This window comes from Cobetia sp. L2A1 (assembly GCF_009796845.1).
GTDB lineage: Bacteria > Pseudomonadota > Gammaproteobacteria > Pseudomonadales > Halomonadaceae > Cobetia.
Map to the genome: position 1 here is coordinate 949,831 of NZ_CP047025.1, position 19,110 is coordinate 968,940.

At 57.9% G+C, this 19,110-nt stretch carries 18 protein-coding genes; 14 read left to right on the forward strand and 4 right to left on the reverse strand.

What is annotated here, in order from left to right:
- Positions 1 to 111 precede the first annotated feature (111 nt).
- The 3 genes from GQR90_RS04115 to lipA are packed head-to-tail and all read left to right on the forward strand — an operon-like array spanning position 112 to position 2,174.
- On the forward strand, positions 112 to 399 hold the full coding sequence (locus tag GQR90_RS04115) for an HP0495 family protein (RefSeq protein ID WP_158773002.1): 288 nt from the start codon (positions 112 to 114) through the stop codon (positions 397 to 399).
- Positions 400 to 456: 57 nt separating this feature from the next.
- Positions 457 to 1,182, forward strand: coding sequence for a lipoyl(octanoyl) transferase LipB (gene lipB, locus GQR90_RS04120; protein ID WP_158773003.1), 726 nt, complete (start codon positions 457 to 459; stop codon positions 1,180 to 1,182).
- Positions 1,182 to 2,174 (forward strand): lipoyl synthase, encoded by a 993-nt coding sequence (gene lipA / locus GQR90_RS04125; RefSeq protein WP_158773004.1) that lies wholly within the window; start codon positions 1,182 to 1,184, stop codon positions 2,172 to 2,174. The genes lipB and lipA overlap by 1 nt, the downstream gene beginning before the upstream one ends.
- A gap of 144 nt (positions 2,175 to 2,318) precedes the next feature.
- On the opposite strand, the gene GQR90_RS04130 is transcribed toward lipA, so the two are convergent.
- Positions 2,319 to 3,305 carry a LysR family transcriptional regulator gene (locus GQR90_RS04130; RefSeq protein ID WP_158773005.1) on the reverse strand — a complete coding sequence of 329 codons (987 nt, stop codon included), beginning with the start codon at positions 3,303 to 3,305 and terminating at the stop codon, positions 2,319 to 2,321.
- A gap of 127 nt (positions 3,306 to 3,432) precedes the next feature.
- On the opposite strand from GQR90_RS04130, the gene GQR90_RS04135 reads away from it, so the two are divergent.
- From GQR90_RS04135 to GQR90_RS04160, 6 genes are all read left to right on the forward strand, one after another.
- Positions 3,433 to 4,848: an acetyl-CoA carboxylase biotin carboxylase subunit gene (locus GQR90_RS04135; protein ID WP_158773006.1), complete on the forward strand. Its 1,416-nt coding sequence runs from the start codon at positions 3,433 to 3,435 to the stop codon at positions 4,846 to 4,848.
- Positions 4,849 to 4,945: 97 nt separating this feature from the next.
- The gene (gene oadA, locus GQR90_RS04140) at positions 4,946 to 6,772 is read left to right on the forward strand and encodes a sodium-extruding oxaloacetate decarboxylase subunit alpha (protein ID WP_158773007.1); all 1,827 of its coding nucleotides are present in this window, start codon (positions 4,946 to 4,948) and stop codon (positions 6,770 to 6,772) included.
- A gap of 141 nt (positions 6,773 to 6,913) precedes the next feature.
- Entirely contained in the window at positions 6,914 to 7,465 is a 552-nt protein-coding gene (gene gloA, locus GQR90_RS04145) for a lactoylglutathione lyase (protein WP_158773008.1), read from the forward strand.
- Between the two features lie 220 nt (positions 7,466 to 7,685).
- On the forward strand, positions 7,686 to 8,450 hold the full coding sequence (locus tag GQR90_RS04150) for an SDR family oxidoreductase (RefSeq protein ID WP_158773009.1): 765 nt from the start codon (positions 7,686 to 7,688) through the stop codon (positions 8,448 to 8,450).
- A 67-nt stretch (positions 8,451 to 8,517) separates the two neighbouring features.
- A complete protein-coding gene (locus GQR90_RS04155; protein WP_158773010.1) occupies positions 8,518 to 9,207 on the forward strand; it encodes a prephenate dehydratase domain-containing protein in 690 nt (229 codons plus the stop codon).
- A gap of 72 nt (positions 9,208 to 9,279) precedes the next feature.
- The gene (locus tag GQR90_RS04160; protein ID WP_158773011.1) at positions 9,280 to 10,140 is read left to right on the forward strand and encodes an isochorismatase family protein; all 861 of its coding nucleotides are present in this window, start codon (positions 9,280 to 9,282) and stop codon (positions 10,138 to 10,140) included.
- 176 nt (positions 10,141 to 10,316) lie between these two features.
- Here the strand turns inward: GQR90_RS04160 and GQR90_RS04165 are convergent, their stop codons facing one another.
- Together GQR90_RS04165 and pyk are read right to left on the reverse strand one after the other, a co-directional pair.
- A complete protein-coding gene (locus tag GQR90_RS04165; protein ID WP_158773012.1) occupies positions 10,317 to 10,790 on the reverse strand; it encodes a methylglyoxal synthase in 474 nt (157 codons plus the stop codon).
- Positions 10,791 to 10,842: 52 nt separating this feature from the next.
- On the reverse strand, positions 10,843 to 12,312 hold the full coding sequence (gene pyk / locus GQR90_RS04170; protein ID WP_158773013.1) for a pyruvate kinase: 1,470 nt from the start codon (positions 12,310 to 12,312) through the stop codon (positions 10,843 to 10,845).
- A gap of 608 nt (positions 12,313 to 12,920) precedes the next feature.
- Between pyk and topA the strand changes: the two genes are divergently transcribed.
- From topA to GQR90_RS04185, 3 genes are all read left to right on the forward strand, one after another.
- Positions 12,921 to 15,563: a type I DNA topoisomerase gene (gene topA / locus GQR90_RS04175; RefSeq protein WP_158773014.1), complete on the forward strand. Its 2,643-nt coding sequence runs from the start codon at positions 12,921 to 12,923 to the stop codon at positions 15,561 to 15,563.
- A complete protein-coding gene (locus GQR90_RS04180) occupies positions 15,563 to 16,042 on the forward strand; it encodes a DUF6586 family protein (RefSeq protein WP_158773015.1) in 480 nt (159 codons plus the stop codon). Before topA ends, GQR90_RS04180 begins: the two co-directional genes overlap by 1 nt.
- A 305-nt stretch (positions 16,043 to 16,347) precedes the next feature.
- Positions 16,348 to 16,587 carry a hypothetical protein gene (locus GQR90_RS04185; protein WP_158773016.1) on the forward strand — a complete coding sequence of 80 codons (240 nt, stop codon included), beginning with the start codon at positions 16,348 to 16,350 and terminating at the stop codon, positions 16,585 to 16,587.
- 115 nt (positions 16,588 to 16,702) lie between these two features.
- Here the strand turns inward: GQR90_RS04185 and lexA are convergent, their stop codons facing one another.
- Entirely contained in the window at positions 16,703 to 17,332 is a 630-nt protein-coding gene (gene lexA, locus GQR90_RS04190; RefSeq protein ID WP_158773017.1) for a transcriptional repressor LexA, read from the reverse strand.
- 518 nt (positions 17,333 to 17,850) lie between these two features.
- Here lexA and GQR90_RS04195 point away from each other — a divergent pair.
- Together GQR90_RS04195 and GQR90_RS04200 are read left to right on the forward strand one after the other, a co-directional pair.
- Positions 17,851 to 18,564, forward strand: coding sequence for a TetR/AcrR family transcriptional regulator (locus GQR90_RS04195; protein WP_158773018.1), 714 nt, complete (start codon positions 17,851 to 17,853; stop codon positions 18,562 to 18,564).
- Positions 18,564 to 19,106, forward strand: coding sequence for a L,D-transpeptidase (locus GQR90_RS04200; protein WP_158773019.1), 543 nt, complete (start codon positions 18,564 to 18,566; stop codon positions 19,104 to 19,106). The genes GQR90_RS04195 and GQR90_RS04200 overlap by 1 nt, the downstream gene beginning before the upstream one ends.
- Positions 19,107 to 19,110: the final 4 nt, after the last annotated feature.

Sequence of the window (19,110 nt, forward strand, 5' to 3'; positions counted from 1 at the left end):
GTGCGGCTGTGATCATCAGGCCCACGGTGACCAGAAAGGGCGATCCGGCTGACGGATCGCCCTTTGTTGAGTAGAATGGTCGGAAATAGATTCACATGAAGGGCTATATCCATGGCCAAGACGCCAGAAGTGGGTGGGCAGACGCCTCCCAAGATCGAATATCCCTGTGATTTCCCTCTCAAGATTGTCGGCACCGCTGCCGAAGATCTCGTCGAAGTGGTCTGCAATATCCTCGAAGTGCATGCACCGGGCTTTGATGCCTCGTGCCTGACCTGGCAGGACAGCAAGAACGGTAATTACCGCAGTGTACGTGTGGTGATCATCGCCACCAGCACTGAACAACTGGATGCATTGCACCGTGATCTCAAGGCTACCGGCCGTATCCACATGGTGTTGTGACGTTCACGTGACACGCCTGTTCTCACCATCTTGCGTCTTCAGTACAGGAGCGCATGCATGAACACGATTCACGTCTATCATCTTGGCCTCATGTCATACGGCGAAGTGTGGTCGGCCATGCGCCATTTCACCGACACGCGTGACACTGATGCACCGGATGAGTTGTGGGTGGTGGAGCATCCTGCAGTGTTTACCCAAGGTCAGGCTGGTAAGCCGGAGCATCTGTTGATGCCGGGCGATATTCCAGTGGTACAGACTGACCGCGGTGGGCAGGTGACCTTTCACGGGCCTGGCCAGCTGGTGCTTTACCCACTGCTCAACGTCAAGCGCAGTGCTATTGGAGTCCGTCAGCTGGTGACCGCGTTGGAAGAGACTGTCGTTGCGGCGCTCGCGGAGCATGATATCGAGGCCTACCCACGCCCTGATGCACCGGGCGTTTATGTGAAGAAGTCGGCGCAGCGTGGCGATGATCCGCGTCGATCGATGGAAGAGGCCAAGGTTGCTTCACTGGGGCTGCGTATTCGTCGTGGTTGCAGCTTCCACGGTGTGGCAATCAATCTGGACATGGACCTCGCGCCTTTCGGGCGCATCAATCCCTGCGGCTATGCCGGCATGGCGATGACCCAGCTTCGCGACCTGACTCGCAAGCCGGTAGATCTTGCCGTCGAGCGTGACCGCCTGGTGCGTTGCCTGGGCGCAAGCCTGGGTGACGTGACCCTGACTCCGGTGAGCGGGCTACCCGCGGCACTGGCTGACATTTCTCGAACAGCAGGACAGAACTGATGACCGAGACCACCGCTACCCCGAAGCCCGCCCCATCCGCTGCTCCTGCTCGCAAGGAGCGTGGCGTAAAGCTGCGTGGCGCCGAGAAGGTTGCCCGTATACCGATCAAGGTGATTCCCACCGACACTCTGCCCAAGAAGCCGGATTGGCTTCGTGTGCGGATGCCGGCTTCACCGGAAATTACACGCATCAAGCAGACCCTGCGCAAGCATGGCCTGCACACGGTGTGTGAAGAAGCCTCCTGCCCGAACCTGGGTGAGTGCTTCAGTGGTGGCACCGCGACCTTCATGATCATGGGTGACATCTGTACGCGTCGTTGCCCGTTCTGCGATGTGGCGCACGGTCGCCCGAATATCCTGAATGCCGATGAGCCGCGCGAACTGGCGGAAGCCATCGCCGAGATGCGCCTGAATTATGTCGTGGTGACCTCGGTTGACCGTGATGATCTGCGTGATGGCGGTGCCAACCACATCGCCGAGTGCATCAGCGAGATTCGCGAGAAGTGTACTGGTACCGAGATTGAAGTCCTGGTGCCGGACTTCCGTGGTCGCATGCAGGTTGCGTTGGACGTGCTCGAGAAGACGCCGCCCGATGTCTTCAATCACAACCTGGAAACCGTACCGAGCCTGTATCGTCGCGTGCGTCCGGGGGCTGACTACCAGTGGTCGCTTGATCTCCTCAAGGGTTACAAGGAGCGTCGCCCGGAAGTGAAGACCAAGTCCGGTTTGATGCTGGGTGTGGGCGAGACTGATGAGCAGGTGCTCGAAGTACTGCAGGACCTGCGCGACCACGGTGTCGACATGCTGACCATGGGCCAGTACATGCAGCCGTCGCGTAACCACCTGCCGATTGATCGTTGGGTGCACCCTGATACCTTCGATTGGCTTGGTCAGAAAGCTCGTGAGATGGGCTTCTTGCACGTCGCGTCTGGACCGCTGGTGCGTTCTTCCTATCATGCCGATAAGCAGGCACATGGTGTGGAAGTGAAGTAAGACGGCGTTACACCTGCGTCGTGAAGACTGTGATAAACACGAAAACCGCCTTGGAGATTGTCTCCAGGGCGGTTTTTTCAGGTCTGTAGATCAGACATTCGAACCATGGCAGCGGCTTTGAGGATCGCTACGGTTCGAAAGGGACTAGTCGGTAGCGATAGGTAGACACGCCACGCTATGGCCCGGCATCGGCTCCATGGGGGCGCTGAAGTGTGCATTCAGCTCTGGCAGCAGCTCGCGTACGAAGCGCAGGAAGAGCTCGGTGACCGGCGTTGGATAGCGATCCTTGGGATAGACGGTGCACCACGAACGGCGTAGCGGGAAACCCGGTAACGCCGGGGAGGCCAACAAGCCTGAGGCCAGCTCCAGCTGGACGGCGAGGCGCGGCAGAATCGCGACGCCGAGATGTGCCATCACGCCTTGCTTGATAGCCTCGTTGGAACCCAGTTCCAGGGTGTGACGCAGCGAAACACGTTCACGGGCGGCAAATTCCTCGAAGGCGGTGCGGGTGCCAGACCCTGGCTCGCGCATCAGCATGTAATACTGTGTCAGATCTTCCAGCGTGATGCCCTTTTCCGTCAGTAACGGATGCCCCGGCCAGACGATGGGAATCAGTTCATTGTCCAGAATCGGCATGAAGGCCAGATTGGCGTCGTCCGGCACCATGCCCATGATCACCAGATCATCGCGGCGTTCTGCGAGGCGTTCGAGTGCCTGGCCGCGATTGCAGACCTTGAGACGCACCGACACTTCCGGGTAGCGGGCACGAAAACGCGCCAGAATATGTGGCACGACATATTGTGCGGTAGACACAGCGGCTAGATTCAGCTCGCCACGGATCGTGCCGGCGATCTCCGACAGCTCCATTTGCAGGCTCGATATCTCACCGAAAATCGTCTGCACGGAGCTCGCGAGAGCGTTGGCCGCAGGCAAGATATGCAGTGTTTTGCCAGCATATTTGAACAGCGACTGTTCAAGTGCCTGTTCCAATTGGCGGATCTGAGCACTGACTGCCGGTTGTGTCAGGCCGAGTTGCTCGGCAGCACGTGAGTAGGACTGCTGACGATAGACTGCCTGAAACACTTGCAACTGCCTGAAAGTTAGGCGATTTAACAGATTCGGACGCGACATGACACACCCAGTCATAAGGTTTTACTTATAGATTGGCAAAAAAATATCAACTTTTCTATTGGTCTCTCGCTGGGTAGCGTGGAAAGTCTGATAACAAGACCACAGCGTTACGGCAGGGAGAGTCACCATGTTTCGCAAGTTGCTGATTGCCAACCGAGGGGAGATCGCAGTGCGCATTGTACGCGCCTGTGCAGAGATGGACATCCGCTCTGTCGCGGTCTACACCGAACCCGACCGTTTCTCATTGCACGTCAAGCGCGCGGATGAGGCGCATTTCATTGGTGAAGACCCATTGGCTGGCTATCTGGACGCCCGTCGATTGGTGGATCTGGCGCGTGAGACTGGCTGTGATGCCATCCATCCGGGCTACGGTTTCCTGTCCGAGAATGCCGAGTTTGCGCGTATTTGCGAGACGGCTGGGATTGCCTTCGTCGGCCCGACCAGCGATGTGATCGCCCGGATGGGCGACAAGACCGAAGCACGTGCGGCGATGAAAGCGGCAGGCGTGCCGGTAACACCAGGCTCTGCGGGTAATCTGGCTGACGTGGAAGAGGCGCTATCAGTGGCAGAGCATATCGGTTATCCCGTGATGCTCAAGGCGACCTCTGGCGGCGGTGGCCGTGGTATTCGGCGTTGCGATGATGCGCATCAGCTGGGACAGGCATGGGGGCGTGTCATCTCCGAGGCCACCAAGGCCTTCGGTAGCGCTGCGGTCTTCCTTGAGCGCTGTGTGGTTGATCCGCTGCATATCGAAGTGCAGATCCTGGCGGATAATCATGAAAATGTGATTCATCTGTTCGAACGCGACTGTTCCATTCAGCGGCGTAACCAGAAGCTGATCGAGATTGCCCCCAGCCCGCAGCTGACGCCAGAGCAGCGCGCCTACGTAGGTGAGATGGCTGTCCGCGCTGCGCGCGCCGTGGGCTATCGCAATGCAGGCACGGTGGAGTTTCTGGTCAAGGGCAATGAAATCTACTTCATGGAGATGAACACTCGCGTGCAGGTGGAACACACCATCAGTGAGGCCATCACCGGGGTAGATATCGTTCGTGAGCAGATTCGTATCGCCTGGGGGCACAAGTTGTCCTTCCGTCAGGAAGATATTCGTCATCATGGCTATGCGATTCAGTTCCGCATCAATGCGGAAGACCCCAAGAATGACTTCTTGCCCAGTTTTGGTCGTATCACTCGCTATTACGCGCCGGGTGGCCCTGGTGTACGTACTGATACTGCGATCTATACCGGCTATACCATCCCGCCGTATTTCGATTCCATGTGCCTCAAGCTGATCGTGTGGGGGCTGACGTGGGAAGAGGTCATCAATCGCGGTTCTCGCGCGCTCAATGACATGCGCCTGCAGGGGATCAAGACCACGGCGCCTTACTACCAGGAAATACTCAAGCACCCGGACTTCCGCAATGCGCATTTTGATACTGGCTTTGTCGCCGCGCATCCGGAGCTGACCCAGTACTCGGTCAAGCGCTTGCCTGAGCAGACAGCATTGGCGATAGCGGCGGCAATTGCCGCGCATGCCGGGCTGTAGCCAGGCGCATATGAGCCAAGACCTGAATGAGCAGGCGCCGACTCCCCCCTGAGCTGCTCTTCACGTTCATACACTGACAATTAAAAGGATTGCTGAGATGACTGATACTTCTTCTGACGCCGCTTCCCCTGCTGACACCGTCAAAGTCACCGAAGTCGTACTGCGCGATGGTCACCAGTCTCTGATCGCAACGCGCATGCGTACCGAAGACATGCTGCCGATTGCCGCGCGTCTTGATCAAGCCGGTTTCCACAGCCTTGAAGTATGGGGCGGTGCAACCTTTGACGCCTGCGTGCGCTTCTTGAAGGAAGATCCGTGGGCGCGTCTGTCGGCTCTCAAGGAGGCGATGCCCAATACGCCGCTGCAGATGCTGCTGCGAGGCCAGAACCTGCTCGGCTATCGTCACTATGCCGATGATGTGGTGGAGGCCTTTGTTGAGCGTGCAGCGGCCGGTGGTATCGATATCTTCCGTGTGTTCGATGCCCTGAATGACCTGCGTAACATGGAAACCGCCATGCGCGCCGTCAAGAAAGCGGGCAAGCATGCTCAGGGCACTATCTGCTACACCGTCAGCCCGGTGCATACGCTAGAGATGTTTGTTGAGCAGGCACGCAAGCTGGTCGAGATGGGAGCTGACTCCATCGTCATCAAGGACATGGCAGGTCTGTTGACGCCCTACGCGACCTTTGATCTGGTCAGTGCATTGGTGGCTGCCGTCAACGTGCCTATCCACCTTCACAGTCACGCCACCGCGGGGTTGGCACCTCAATGTCAGATCAAGGCGGTAGAGGCCGGCTGTCGCCATATCGACACCTGCATCTCGGCCTTTGCGGGCGGTACCAGTCATCCGGCGACGGAATCCTTCGTTGCCTCGCTGCGCGGCACGCCTTGGGATACCGGGCTTGAACTTGAGGCACTGCGTGAGATCGGTGATTACTTCCGTGAAGTGCGCACCAAGTACTCTGCCTTCGAGAGTGAGTTTACCCGTGAGGATGTCTCGGTCCAGATCAGTCAGATCCCGGGCGGCATGATGTCGAACCTGGCCAGTCAGCTGAAAGAGCAGAATGCGTTGGATCGCATTCGTGAAGTCTTCGATGAGATTCCGCGCGTGCGTGCTGACCTCGGCTACCCGCCGCTGGTCACGCCTACCTCACAGATCGTCGGCACTCAAGCAGTACTCAACGTGCTGACGGGTGAGCGTTACAAGAGCATCACCAATGAAGTGAAGCGCTATCTACAAGGGGGCTATGGTCAGGCGCCGGCAGCCGTCAATGAAGAGATACGCTCACGTGCCATCGGTACTGCACCGGTGGAAACCGGTCGTCCTGCAGACCTGTTATCTCCCGAGATGGCGCGTCTGACCGAAGAGTTGGGGGCGCTGGCCGAGTCTCCCGAAGACGTGCTGACCTTTGCCATGTTCCCCGAGTTGGGGCGTGACTTCCTGACGGAGCGCCGTGATGGCACCCTCACACCGGAAATCGTGCCCCAGGGCGAAGCTGAGCGTCCGGTCTCTTCTGGTGTGCCGACCGAATTCGTGATTGACGTGCATGGCGAATCCTACGCAGTGCAGATCACCGGTGTCGGAGGGGCCAAGGGCAGTAAGCGTCATATCTATCTGACGCTTGATGGCATGCCGGAAGAGGTCGTGTTCGAGGCCAAGGATGATTATGTGGCTGCAGGGCAAGGCAGTGGCCGTGCGAGTGCCTCAGCTCCAGGCCATGTCACGACCGCCATGCCGGGGAATATCGTCGAGGTTCTGGTGGCGGTCGGGGACAGTGTCACCGCAGGTCAGGCAGTGCTGATCACTGAAGCCATGAAGATGGAAACCGAGATCGCGGCACGTGTCGATGGTACGGTAAATGCCATCCATGTCACTCGTGGTGACCGAGTGACACCAGGCGAGGTGTTGATCGAGATCGCCTGATTTTCTCTTTTTCGTCTGAGCTCTAGTCCTCGGGGATCGGCTTGTAAAACGATGGTGTCGCCTCCATCTGCCAGTCATCTGTCCATCCAGCACCACCTGACACTTGGCGTGTCAGGCGGTGTCTTGCCAAGGAAGCTTTCCATGACGACACATTTCGAAGATGTCGCCGGTCTTAGCCCACAGATCGACCCTGCGACGCGTGGCTTTGTGTTCAATCAGACCATGCTGCGTATCAAGGAGCCCGAGCGTAGCCTGGACTTCTATACTCGCGTGCTCGGCATGCGGCTAGTGCGCAAGCTCGACTTCCCGGAGATGCAGTTCAGCCTCTATTTCCTTGCCTATCTTGATGAGCAGCAGGCAGGAGAAGTGCCGAGCGATGATCTCAAGCGTACGACCTATACCTTCGGTCGCGAGGCGATGCTCGAACTGACCCATAATTGGGGCACGGAGAACGATGCTGACTTCGCCTATCACGATGGCAATGCTCAGCCGCAGGGCTTTGGTCACATTGGCATCAGCGTGCCGGATGTCCATGCTGCAAGTGAGCGTTTTGAAGCACTGGGCATCGAGTTCGTCAAACGACCCGATGATGGCAAGATGAAGGGGCTCGCCTTCATCAAGGACCCTGATGGTTATTGGATCGAGGTGCTGCGAGCCGATACCTTCGAGCGTCAGGCTAACGGCGAGCGCTAACGGCTATCCTGCATGCTGTCGTCATCGATATCCTCATCAGTATCTGCCCGCCACTCCAGGAGTGGCGGGCTTTTTTGTGCCATTTCAGCAGTGCTTGATAGCGCTTGAATGTCTGTGGCGTCGGTGTGGTCTCAGGTGTCATTCACTGGCAGCTTCGCTAATGTAGTGTTTATGGCCTCCGGCTGTGCCGGCTAATCACATAGGTGAAAAGGAAAACAACATGCAAAGCGAAAATCAGCCCGTAGCACAAGGTCTTGTCGGTAAGGTTGCCGTGATCAGCGGTGCCTCACGGGGGATCGGGGCGGCCATTGCCGTGCGCCTGGCCACGGAGGGGGCTCAGGTGGTCGTCAACTACCGCAGCGATGTCGAGGGTGCGCAACAGGTGGTGTCTGAGATCGAATCCTTGGGAGGCCAGGCCAGCATGGTGCAGGCCGATGTTGGCATCAGTGCTGATGCCAGTCGACTGTTTCAGATCGCGAGCGAGACGTATGGGGGCGTGGATATCCTGGTCAACAATGCTGGAATGAGCATTTACAAGACAGTGGCGGAGTTCACCGATGAGGATTTCGCCAGCTTGATGCAGGCCAATCTGACAGGTTCGTTCAATCTGATGCGTGAGGCTGCGCTGCACCTGCGTGATGATGGTCGGGTGGTCAATATCTCGACGTCAGTCACGCGGCAGATGTTTGCGACCTACGGACCCTACGCGGCTTCAAAAGCCGCGGTAGACCAGTTGACTCGTGTGCTGGCCAAGGAAGTGGGAGCACGTGGTATTACCGTCAATGCGGTGGCTCCTGGCCCGACAGATACTGGGCTGTTCCGTGCTGGAAAAAGTGAGGAAACCATCGCGAGGCTTGAGGGCATGGCAGCGCTGGGGCGGATTGCTAGCCCACAGGACGTGGCACGGGTAGCGGCGTGGTTGGTAAGTAACGATGCTGGCTGGGTGACGGGGCAGATTATCGGGGCGAATGGTGGCTTCGCCTAAGGTTCTCATTTACGGCTATGCTGTGGACAAGACGGATTTCCATCAGTCGTTATCATGAGGGGCAGGGATGAAGGTGACTGCTAGCGAAACTCAGGAAAATACAGTGCATGAGAGTGCGGTCACTACCGCGTTACGTGTGGGGTATCCGGGACACTTGGGGGGCTATTCTCGAGAGTGTGCATCCAAGCTATATGCTGGTGATGCCTGCTTGAGCGCCTATGCCGGGATTGATGAAGTCGTCAGGGCATTGGCAGAGGGTGAGGTCGATGCCGCCGTGGTGCCATGGTCGCGCGGCCATCAGCAGCCAGTGAGAGCCACACACGAGGCCTTGGCTGCATGGCCGGGCATTCGTGTCGAACGGCGGCTGTTCCGTGCGATCAGTCTCAGTCTGCTTGGCCCGCCGGAACTGACGCCCAGCAAGGTACAGCGCATCGTGGCCCGCGAGGCGCTATTTGACGAATGCAATGCATGGCTTGAGCAGAATTTGCCATACGTGGAGCGAGTCGACTGCCTGCACATGGCAGATGCTCTCGACATGGCAGAAAGCCGCAACGATACACTTGCCATTGCACCTCCTTCGTTGGCCAGGCGGCCGGGGTTGGTCTGCCTCGCGCCACGGATTGAAGATGATCCCGGGCGAGTCTCCCAATTCGCGGTACTCAAGCGAGATCAGAGTTACGTGCGGGGGCAGGGCACGGCCGAAGAGCAGCACACTATTCAGAACCGCTGTGTGTCAGGTGATGCTGAACGGTTGTGACATGACAGTCGCGATATTTCGGCAGTGACATTCGCTATGCTGAAGGCCACCTCTTGCCAAGGTTCTTCCACGATGTCGCCATCCGATTTCTCATCCCCGTCGTCTGTCGGCCTCACGGTTGGCTCGCCGACCGTGAGGCCTGTTGCAGTTCAGCTGTCATTTCCCGCAGCTCCCGCTGTCTTGTCCTCACCGGCTGAGCTGGATGCTCGTCTACCAGTGAGGCCAACGGTGGTGCCGCTCGCACTGAATGAGGCCGGCCTGATTCTCGTTGATGAGATCAATGGTTTCTGCCAGGTCGGTGGTGGTGCTCTGGCACCACAAGCCCCCAATGCTCAAGTGTCCAACATGATAACGCTCAGCGATGAGCTGGCGCGTTGTTTCAGCGCGAGTGCACGGCCGCTGATGGCGTTCATTGACTCTCATTCACCGGGAGTGCCAGAACCGCCTTACCCAGTGCACTGTGAGCAGGGGAGTGGTGAGGATGTGCTGGTGGATGAATTGACATGGCTAGCTGATGACCCGCATGTGACCCTGATTCACAAGGATTGCATCAACGGTTATATCGGTGCCATCCACCCCCACACTCAGGCCAATTCTCTGAATGATTGGGTAGTGCAGCATCGTCTCACGACGCTGGTAATCGTGGGCATCTGCACGGATATCTGCGTAATGGATCTGGTGTTGACGCTTTTATCGGCGCGTAATCACGGCGTGCTGGGAGCCGTGCGCGATATTGTGGTGTTGGAGCCCGGATGTGCCACCTATGATCTTCCTGCTGAGCAAGTGGCGCGACTGGGGTTGCCGGAAACGGCAACTCATCCTCAGTCTGATACTCATCATATCGGGTTGTATTGTATGGCGGCACGCGGCGCGATCATTGCCAGTCAGCTTGATATTTCGGTAAAGACGCTCGGCGAAGAGACGGGTGAATGACGCTGAAATAGAGCGAAATGTAGTTTGATTACAACATTTGGTGTTTTGGAACGTTAAAGGATAAGCCATAAAAAACGCCGTCAGCGCAAAATAGAGCGCTGACGGCGTTTTGAGGAGTGCCTTGCGACACTGTGGCTTGCGACACTATGGCTGGCGCAATGTATCCGGTGAGGCGATCAGGCGCGAGTGCTGATCCAGTCGTTTGCGTCCGGGACTGCGACCTCGACGACCTGCGATATGAGGGACGAGTTGAACATGAAGTCGGCGCTCGCCGCATTGCATGCTACTGGCACGTTCCATAAGGCGGCCAGACGCAGCAAGGCTTTGACGTCTGGATCATGTGGCATCGGCGCGAACGGGTCCCACAAGAAGATCAATAGGTCCAGATTGCCTTCTGCGATACGTGCGCCAATCTGCTGATCGCCGCCGAGAGGGCCACTCATCAGGCCTTCGACTTCAAGCCCGAGCTCCTTGCTGATACGCCGTGCGGTGGTGCCGGTACCCAACAACTGGTGACGGGACAACTCGTCGCGCCAGCGATTGGCCCAATCCAGCATTTCATCCTTCTTGCCATCGTGGGCGACCAGCGCAATACGCTTGCGTGCCGGAAGGGTACGCCGTGCCTGGCGTTTGGGTCGTTGCTCGCTCATGCCGCATTGCCTCCAGAGGGCGAGGCGCCAGCCCCGCCGGTGATCAAATGCTTCAGTCGATGGTGCCGCCGACGGTGACGATCTTCATGGTGTTGGTGCCGCCATGTGCATTCATCTGGTCGCCACGTGTGAGGATAACCAGATCGCCACGCGTGGCAATACCACGGGCCTCGAGTTCAGCAATGGCGCGACGATTGATTTCCGGAGCCGGTAGTTCGCTTGAGTCGAAGGGCAGGGACACCACGCCACGGTAAAGTGCCATGCGGCGCTGAGTCTTCTGATCTTGTGCCAGCCCGACGATCGGCAGGCCAGAGCGAATGCGGGAGGCGATCAGTGGCGTATAGCCGGACTCGGTCATGCACACGATGGCGACGACACCCGTCAGGTGGTTGGCAGCGTACATGGCGGACAGCGCGATGGTTTCGTCAGTCTTGCTGAAACCTTCGTGGATGCGGTGCTGAGATTCCTGTGCAGAGCGCTCACGCTCGGCGCCCAGGCAGACACGGTGCATGGTCTCGATCGTCTCGACCGGGAAATCCCCCGCGGCGGTTTCCGCCGACAGCATCACTGCATCGGTGCCATCCAGCACGGCATTGGCAACGTCGAAGACTTCTGCGCGCGTCGGCAGCGGTGCGCTGATCATGGATTCCATCATCTGCGTGGCAGTGATGACCACACGGTTCAGGCTGCGTGCGCGGCGAATCATGCGCTTCTGTACGCCGATCAACTGGGCATCGCCAATTTCGACGCCTAGATCACCACGCGCCACCATCACACCTTCGCTGGCGAGAATGATACCGTCGAGTACGGCATCATCAGCCACGGCTTCAGCACGCTCAACCTTGGCGATCAGGCCGATATCACGGCCTTCTTCACCCAATAGCTCGCGTGCCAGCTGCATGTCAGCGCCGCTGCGCGGGAAGGAAACGGCTAGATAATCCACGCCGATGTCGATAGCGGTCTTGAGGTCGGCCTTGTCTTTCTCGGTCAGTGCTTCTGCGGAAAGACCCCCGCCCTGCTTGTTGATGCCCTTGTTATTGGACAGTTTGCCACCCACCTTGACGGTGGTATGGATTTCGTTGTTCTTGAGTTCAACGACTTCAAGCACGACGCGGCCATCGTCGAGCAGCAGGACATCGCCTGCAACCACATCATCGGCCAGCTGCTGGTAGTCGCAACCCACGCGCTCGACGGTACCTTCATCACGGCCCAAGCCGATGTCGAGAACGAAGGGCTGACCTTCGCTCAGGATCACGGCGGTGTCCTTGAAGCGGGCGATGCGAATCTTCGGCCCCTGCAAGTCACCCAGTACTGCGACGCTACGTCCTTGTGCGGCGGCGGCCTGACGGACAGCCTCCGCCCGCATGCGATGATCTTCCGAGCTACCGTGGGAGAAATTGAGGCGTACCACATCCACTCCGGCACGAATCATCGCGTCGAGAACACCCGGCTTGTCACTGGCCGGACCTAGCGTGGCAACAATCTTGGTGCGGCGGATCGGGCCGTTGAACGCGTGCGGCATGAAATCATACTCCTTGAACACTTGGCGTGATGGGTGAGACAGATTGTGTTGTCATTTTACTACATTGAAGGCTGAAAGGGAGCCTGTCGAGTGCAGTACATCGTTGCGGCATATTTTGTGACAGATATCTTGCTGATACCTGCCGTCGATCATTGTGCAACGTGACATCGCAATGGAAGGTGAGGTTTCATTCCTGCGCCGCGCCGAATACGCTACGTTGATCAGGCGTCATGCCTCTGCTGTGCTGAGAGAGGCCATACTGACGTTATCGCTATCCATGGTGCGACTTCTCAATGGCTCCTTATATAGTGGCAGCAAGTCAGTGACAGCAAAAAGTACACGCTGGGCGGCATATGGCATAAAGGGCTTGGCGGTAAGTTGACATTGCAAATATCGATCCTGTAGGTAGTCCTGATGCCATCAAGGGCCTCCTGTTGATAGGAACCGTAACGCCTACTGTAGATATCCAGACACTCCGCCAGTCTCAACATTGCTGGTCAGCGCTGAAACGCTGGGGTAGGGTAGGCGCATTTTTCGGCTGGGATAAAACCCAGTGCGACGATTCATTCGCCGGTGCACTCAGTGCCGGCCAGGAGATGCGAGCAACCATGGGCAAGTCACTGGTGATCGTCGAGTCGCCCGCCAAGGCCAAGACCATCAATAAGTATCTCGGCAATGATTTCATAGTGAAATCGAGTGTCGGGCACATCCGCGATCTGCCCACCAGCGGTAGCGGTAAACAGGCAACTGATCCCAAGGAGCGTGCCCGTCAGGCTGCGGAGACACGCAAGATGTCGCCGGAGGTCAAGGCCGCTCATAAAGAGAAGAAAGCCAAGACCCAGTTGATCCGGCGCATGGGGGTTGATCCGGAGAATGGCTGGGAGGCGCATTATGAGATTCTGCCTGGCAAGGAAAAGGTAGTCTCGGAGCTGACGCGTCTGGCCGAGAAAGCCGACACCATCTATCTCGCAACGGATCTTGACCGCGAAGGTGAGGCGATTGCCTGGCACCTGCGCGAGACCATCGGTGGCGACGAGACGCGTTATAAGCGCGTGGTGTTCAACGAGATCACCAAGAAGGCGATCACGGCGGCCTTTGATGAGCCCGGCGAGCTGAAGATGGACCGTGTCCATGCACAGCAGGCGCGGCGCTATCTGGATCGTGTGGTGGGCTTCATGGTCTCGCCGCTGCTGTGGGCCAAGGTGGCACGCGGCCTGTCTGCCGGTCGCGTGCAGTCCGTGGCAGTCCGCCTGATCGTTGAGCGTGAACGCGAGATTCGTGCCTTCATTCCGGAAGAGTTCTGGGATGTCCACACTAAGCTTGCCGCCGCGAGTGGTGAAGCGATTCGTTTCGAGCTGGCGCGTCAGGACGGCAAGGCCTTCCGTCCGACCAGCGAGAAGGACACGCTTGAGCGTATTGCGGCGCTGCGCACTGCTGCCTTGGCTATCTCCAATCGCGAAGACAAGCCGACACGTTCCAAGCCGAATGCACCATTCATTACCTCGACCCTGCAGCAGGCGGCCAGCGGTCGTCTCGGCTTCTCGGTCAAGAAAACCATGATGATGGCGCAGCGCCTGTATGAAGCTGGCTACATCACCTACATGCGTACTGACTCGACAAATCTGTCGGCGGATGCAGTGGCGACGGCTCGCGATTTCATCAGCGAAGAATATGGCAGCAACTACCTGCCGGAAGCGGCCAATGTCTATTCCAGCAAGGAAGGTGCCCAGGAAGCCCACGAAGCGATTCGTCCTTCTGAGGTGGCTAATCGTGCGACTGATCTCGTGGGAATGGAGCGCGATGCCGAACGGCTCTATGAGCTGATCTGGCGTCAATTCGTGGCCTGTCAGATGTTGCCGGCCGAGTACCTGTCCTCGACACTGACCATAGAAGTCGACGGTTACGAGTTGCGTGCCAAGGGGCGTGTGCTCAAGTTTGACGGTTACACTCGCGTCATGAAGCCGATGGGCAAGAAGGAAGAGGATCAGTCGCTGCCCGATCTCGCGATCGGTGAGAAGCTCGAGCTGGTCGAGCTGGACCCTCAGCAACACTTCACCAAGCCGTCGGCGCGTTATACCGAAGCCAGCCTGGTCAAGGAGCTCGAAAAGCGAGGCATCGGCCGTCCGTCGACTTATGCTGCCATCATTTCGACCATTCAGGATCGTGGCTATGCAGCGCTGGAAAATCGTCGCTTCTACGCCGAGAAGCTGGGTGACATTGTCACTGATCGCCTCAGCGAATCCTTCAAGGACCTGATGGACTTCGGCTTCACCGCTCGGATGGAAGATCATCTGGACGAGGTGGCCAAGGGCACACGCAACTGGCGTGAACTGCTCGATGCCTTCTATGCCGAGTTCAAGGCCGAGTTGGACCATGCCCAGTCAGAAGAAGGCATGCGCCCGAATCAGCCGGTACCGACGAATATTACCTGCCCGACCTGTGAACGCGAGATGCAGATCCGTACCGCGTCTACCGGTGTCTTCCTGGGGTGCTCAGGCTATAACCTGCCACCGAAGGAGCGCTGCAAGACCACCATTGACCTGTTGCCCGGCGATGAGGCTGTTGCTGCTGATGCCGGTGAAGATGCCGAGACTGACGCGCTACGTGCCAAGCGTCGCTGCCCGATCTGTGCGACAGCGATGGATAGCTACCTGATCGACGAACATCGCAAGCTGCACGTCTGCGGTAACAGTCCGGACTGCGTGGGGCATGAGGTCGAGGAAGGGCACTTCCGCATCAAGGGCTACGATGGCCCGGTGATCGAGTGCGACAAGTGCGGCGCTGATATGCAGCTCAAGACTGGCCGTTTCGGCAAGTACTTTGGCTGTACCAACGAGGCCTGCAAGAACACCCGCAAGCTACTCAAGTCGGGTGAGGTCGCGCCACCCAAGATGGACCCGATTCCGATGCCGGAACTTGCCTGCGTCAAGGTCGAAGACCACTATGTGCTGCGTGATGGCGCCAGTGGCTTGTTCCTGGCTGCCAGCCAGTTCCCGAAAAATCGTGAGACGCGTCCGCCATTGGTGATGGAGCTCAAGGCGCATGCCGACGAGCTTCCGGAGAAATATCACTTCATCCTCAAGGCGCCGGAGAAAGATCCGGATGGTCGTCCGGCGCAGATTCGTTTCTCGCGCAAGGTCAAGGCGCAGTACGTCATGAGTGATGAGGAAGGCAAGGCGACTGGCTGGAAAGCGACCTTCGAGAATGGTCGCTGGGTCGTTGAGGACAAGCGCAAGGGAGTCAAGGCCTGATGAGTCATCGCGCCCGCACCAACCAACTGCTGTATCAGGCTGAGCTGTTGCTGGCGCAGTCAGCAGTGTCGGTGGGAGACGAGCATGATATGGCGCGTCGCATGGCAGGTGAGGAAGGGGCGCTGGCGCTGTTGGAGCTGGCACTGTCTTCGCTACTTGATGAGATTGCCGTTGTGGCGCGTTGGCCGCAGAGCAGCTGGCGCGAGCGTTTGTCATCTCCGCCGGCACCGGTCGCTGAAGTTGAGCAGCTGCGTATCTTGCTTGAGCGGCCCGATAGCTGGTTGAGTCAGCTGGTGGGTGATATTGACCGCCTGCAAGGTGAGGCAGGCGCTGCTCGCCGAGAAGAAAGTCGTATTCGTGGCGATGGCTTGATTATCGCGGCTGCGGCCAATGCGTCATTGGTTGAGCGTCTCACTGAAGCGCTGGTGGCATTCAAGGCCATATTGCCAGGATTGCGCGAGTCGAGCGTTGAGTGGTAGTGATGCCGATAATGAATGTTGCTGGCAGCACATGGCTCGGTAGTACATGACCCGGCAGTCAATGGCTCGGCCGTGAACGCCTTGGTATCCGCGGCAAGCGTGTCTGTCGCGTGGCATTCAGATGACGCTTCGGTGCTGTGGGTGCTAGACTGCTTTCATTGTGGCAAGCCCCGCATCCTCATCAGTACGACCATGGCTCTGGCCATGGTCGTACTCTTTTCTACGCTGCGTGAGGCCTGCCCACCGTCAAGCTGACGATCACAACCACGCCGGCATCTTATGTGATGCTGCGCAGGAGGAATGACGTGTCCGATCCCGCCGTACTTGAAATTGTGCAAATGGAAGATGGTGAAGTGATTCTGCGCGCAGCCGAAAGTGAAGGCGAGCCGTTGCTCAGCATTCGCATCTCGGATGAGGCCGCTGATCTACTGCGTGACAACCGCTTTGAAGTCGCTCGTGAGATGATTGACCATGCCATCACGCGTACGCGCCTGTGGGATGGTGAGGAAGATGAGAATGAGCAGTCAGAAGGCCTGGTGCACTAACGTACCTCGCGCTCATCTGGATCATCGTTGATTACCTCACAAGCGCAGACACAAAAAACCCGCCACCTGGCGGGTTTTTTGTGTCTGAAAGCAAGTAAATGCATCGAGAGGCGTGTCAGTGCAGGCCGCCATCGCGGATGACACCGACACCAAGGCCTTCGATTTCCAGGCTTTCGCTGCGCAGGTCGACCTTGATGGGGGCGAAGTCAGCATTTTCGGCCTCGAGCCACACATAGTGGCCTTCGCGACGGAAGCGTTTGACGGTCACTTCATCGCCGAGGCGCGCGACGACGATCTGGCCATCGCGCACATTGGTGGTGCGATGCACTGCCAGTAAGTCGCCCTCCAGAATGCCGACATCCTTCATGGAGACACCGCGTACACGCAGCAGATAATCGGCGGCCGGTGAGAAGTAGTCACTGGGTAGCGGGCAATGGCGGTCGATATGCTCACTGGCGAGTATCGGACTGCCTGCCGCAACCTCACCAATGACAGGCAAGCCCGGGTTGCCATATTCTCCAGCGTCGGCCATTGATGGCACGCGAATGCCGCGTGAGGTGCCTGGCACCATCTCGATGGCACCTTTGCGCTTCAAGGCACGTAGATGCTCCTCGGCAGCATTGGGGGAGCGAAAGCCCAGCGCTTGGGCGATTTCGGCACGCGTCGGCGGATAGCCGGAGGATTTGATGGTCTTGATGATGAAATCAAAGACGTCCTGTTGGCGCGGAGTAAGCGGCTGGGTCATGGGCATTGCCTTTGGCCTGGGCGGCATCTTGAGCTGACGGCACGGGGTGTGCATCCATACAACTGTCATTGTATCCAGTCATGGCGGTCATGCAAGGTGTCTTGCGGGGTGTTCAGTGCTTTCGGAGATTATTCATGGCAGTGGAGATGTGCTTTTAACACCTGTTTTCAAGCCCCTTTCGCCATGTCTGATGTGCTGTGTCAGTAAGCGTGACATTCCTGCAAGGCCCTTGAGTGGTGAGGTTTTAGCCTCTCGGACTGAATATCAGCGAGTACTGAATCATTGGCTGTTTGAAACACGAAGAATTGTCAGTGGTAGCATGGCAAGCTAGAATCGTTGTGTTTCAAACGAATGTTCGTTAGTGGCGAGTGCAGCGATATTTTTCCTGCTCCTTGCCATCCCCTTGCGAATCGGTCGTTTGCAGCATGTCATGAGAGAGTCGGCACGAAAGGACATCAGTGTCTGCGTGGCTTACGGCTCCAGTATTTCATCACGATCACCTGATAAGGCTTCCGTCCATGGCCCAGACCGACACTGTCACCCGTATTCTCAATACTGCAGAGGTATTGTTTGCCGAGCGCGGGTTTGCTGAAACCTCTCTGCGCAACATCACCAGCAAGGCCAAGGTCAATCTGGCGGCGGTCAACTATCACTTCGGTTCCAAGAAGTCGCTGATTCAGGCGGTCTTTGCGCGCTATCTTGATCCCTTCAGCGAACGTTTCCATGCTGCTCTTGATAGTGTCGAGCAGGAGTATGCTGGTCGCCAGATTCCACTTGAGGTGTTGCTGGAAGTCATGGCGAACACTGTGCTTGAGGTGCCAGCAGAGCGTAATAGCCTACGTACCTTCATGCGGCTGCTCGGGTTGGCTTATACCCAGGGGCAAGGCCACATGCGTCGCTATATTCGTGAGCACTACGGCACCGTCTTCAGCCGCTTTGCGGAGCTTTTGAAGCTCGCCACGCCTGAATTGCCGGACAACGAGCGTTTCTGGCGCCTGCACTTCATGCTTGGCAGTGTCATCTTCACCTTCTCGGGACTTGATGCGCTTCGCGACATCGAGGAGGCCGAGTATGGCCACCACACCTCGGTGCGTGAACTGATCCAGCACATGCGGCCAATGGTCGTTGCGGCAATGGCGGCACCTCTGCCAGCATGTCTGCCAGCCCCGATGGCCGCTGACGTTGAGCCTCATGACGTTGTGAGTCAAACGGCGAATCAGGCGGCCAGCTGATGGCCTGCTGGATCAGGGTCGATCTACGGCGTCAATGGCTCGAAATTCGTCGCGATGCTCCGATAGGGGATCGTACTTTTCCGCCGACAGAAGCGACAGATGCTGCGCTGATCTTTGCCTGCACGATCTCCAGTGGTCTGAATGGCATTGGCGAGGTGGAGGGCAGTGGATGCACGCCCACCGGATGGCACGTCATACGTGCTGCCATTGGGGCGACCAATCCGGAGGGTGCGGTCTATCGCGGCCGTCGTTACACCGGAGAGATTTTCTCGCCCGAATTGGCCGCCGCGTATCCAACTCGTGATTGGATCCTGACGCGCATTCTGTGGCTCAGCGGTCGTGAATCCGGAATCAATCGTGGCTGGAATGCTTCGGGTGAGCGAGTCGATAGTCTGCGACGCTATATCTACTTCCACGGTACCCCCGCCTCGGAGCCGATGGGTATCGCCGCTTCGCATGGCTGCATACGCCTGCGTGACCCTGATCTACTCCGTCTCTTTCAGCATGCTATACCCGGTACGCCGGTGCTACTGCACGCCTGACGAT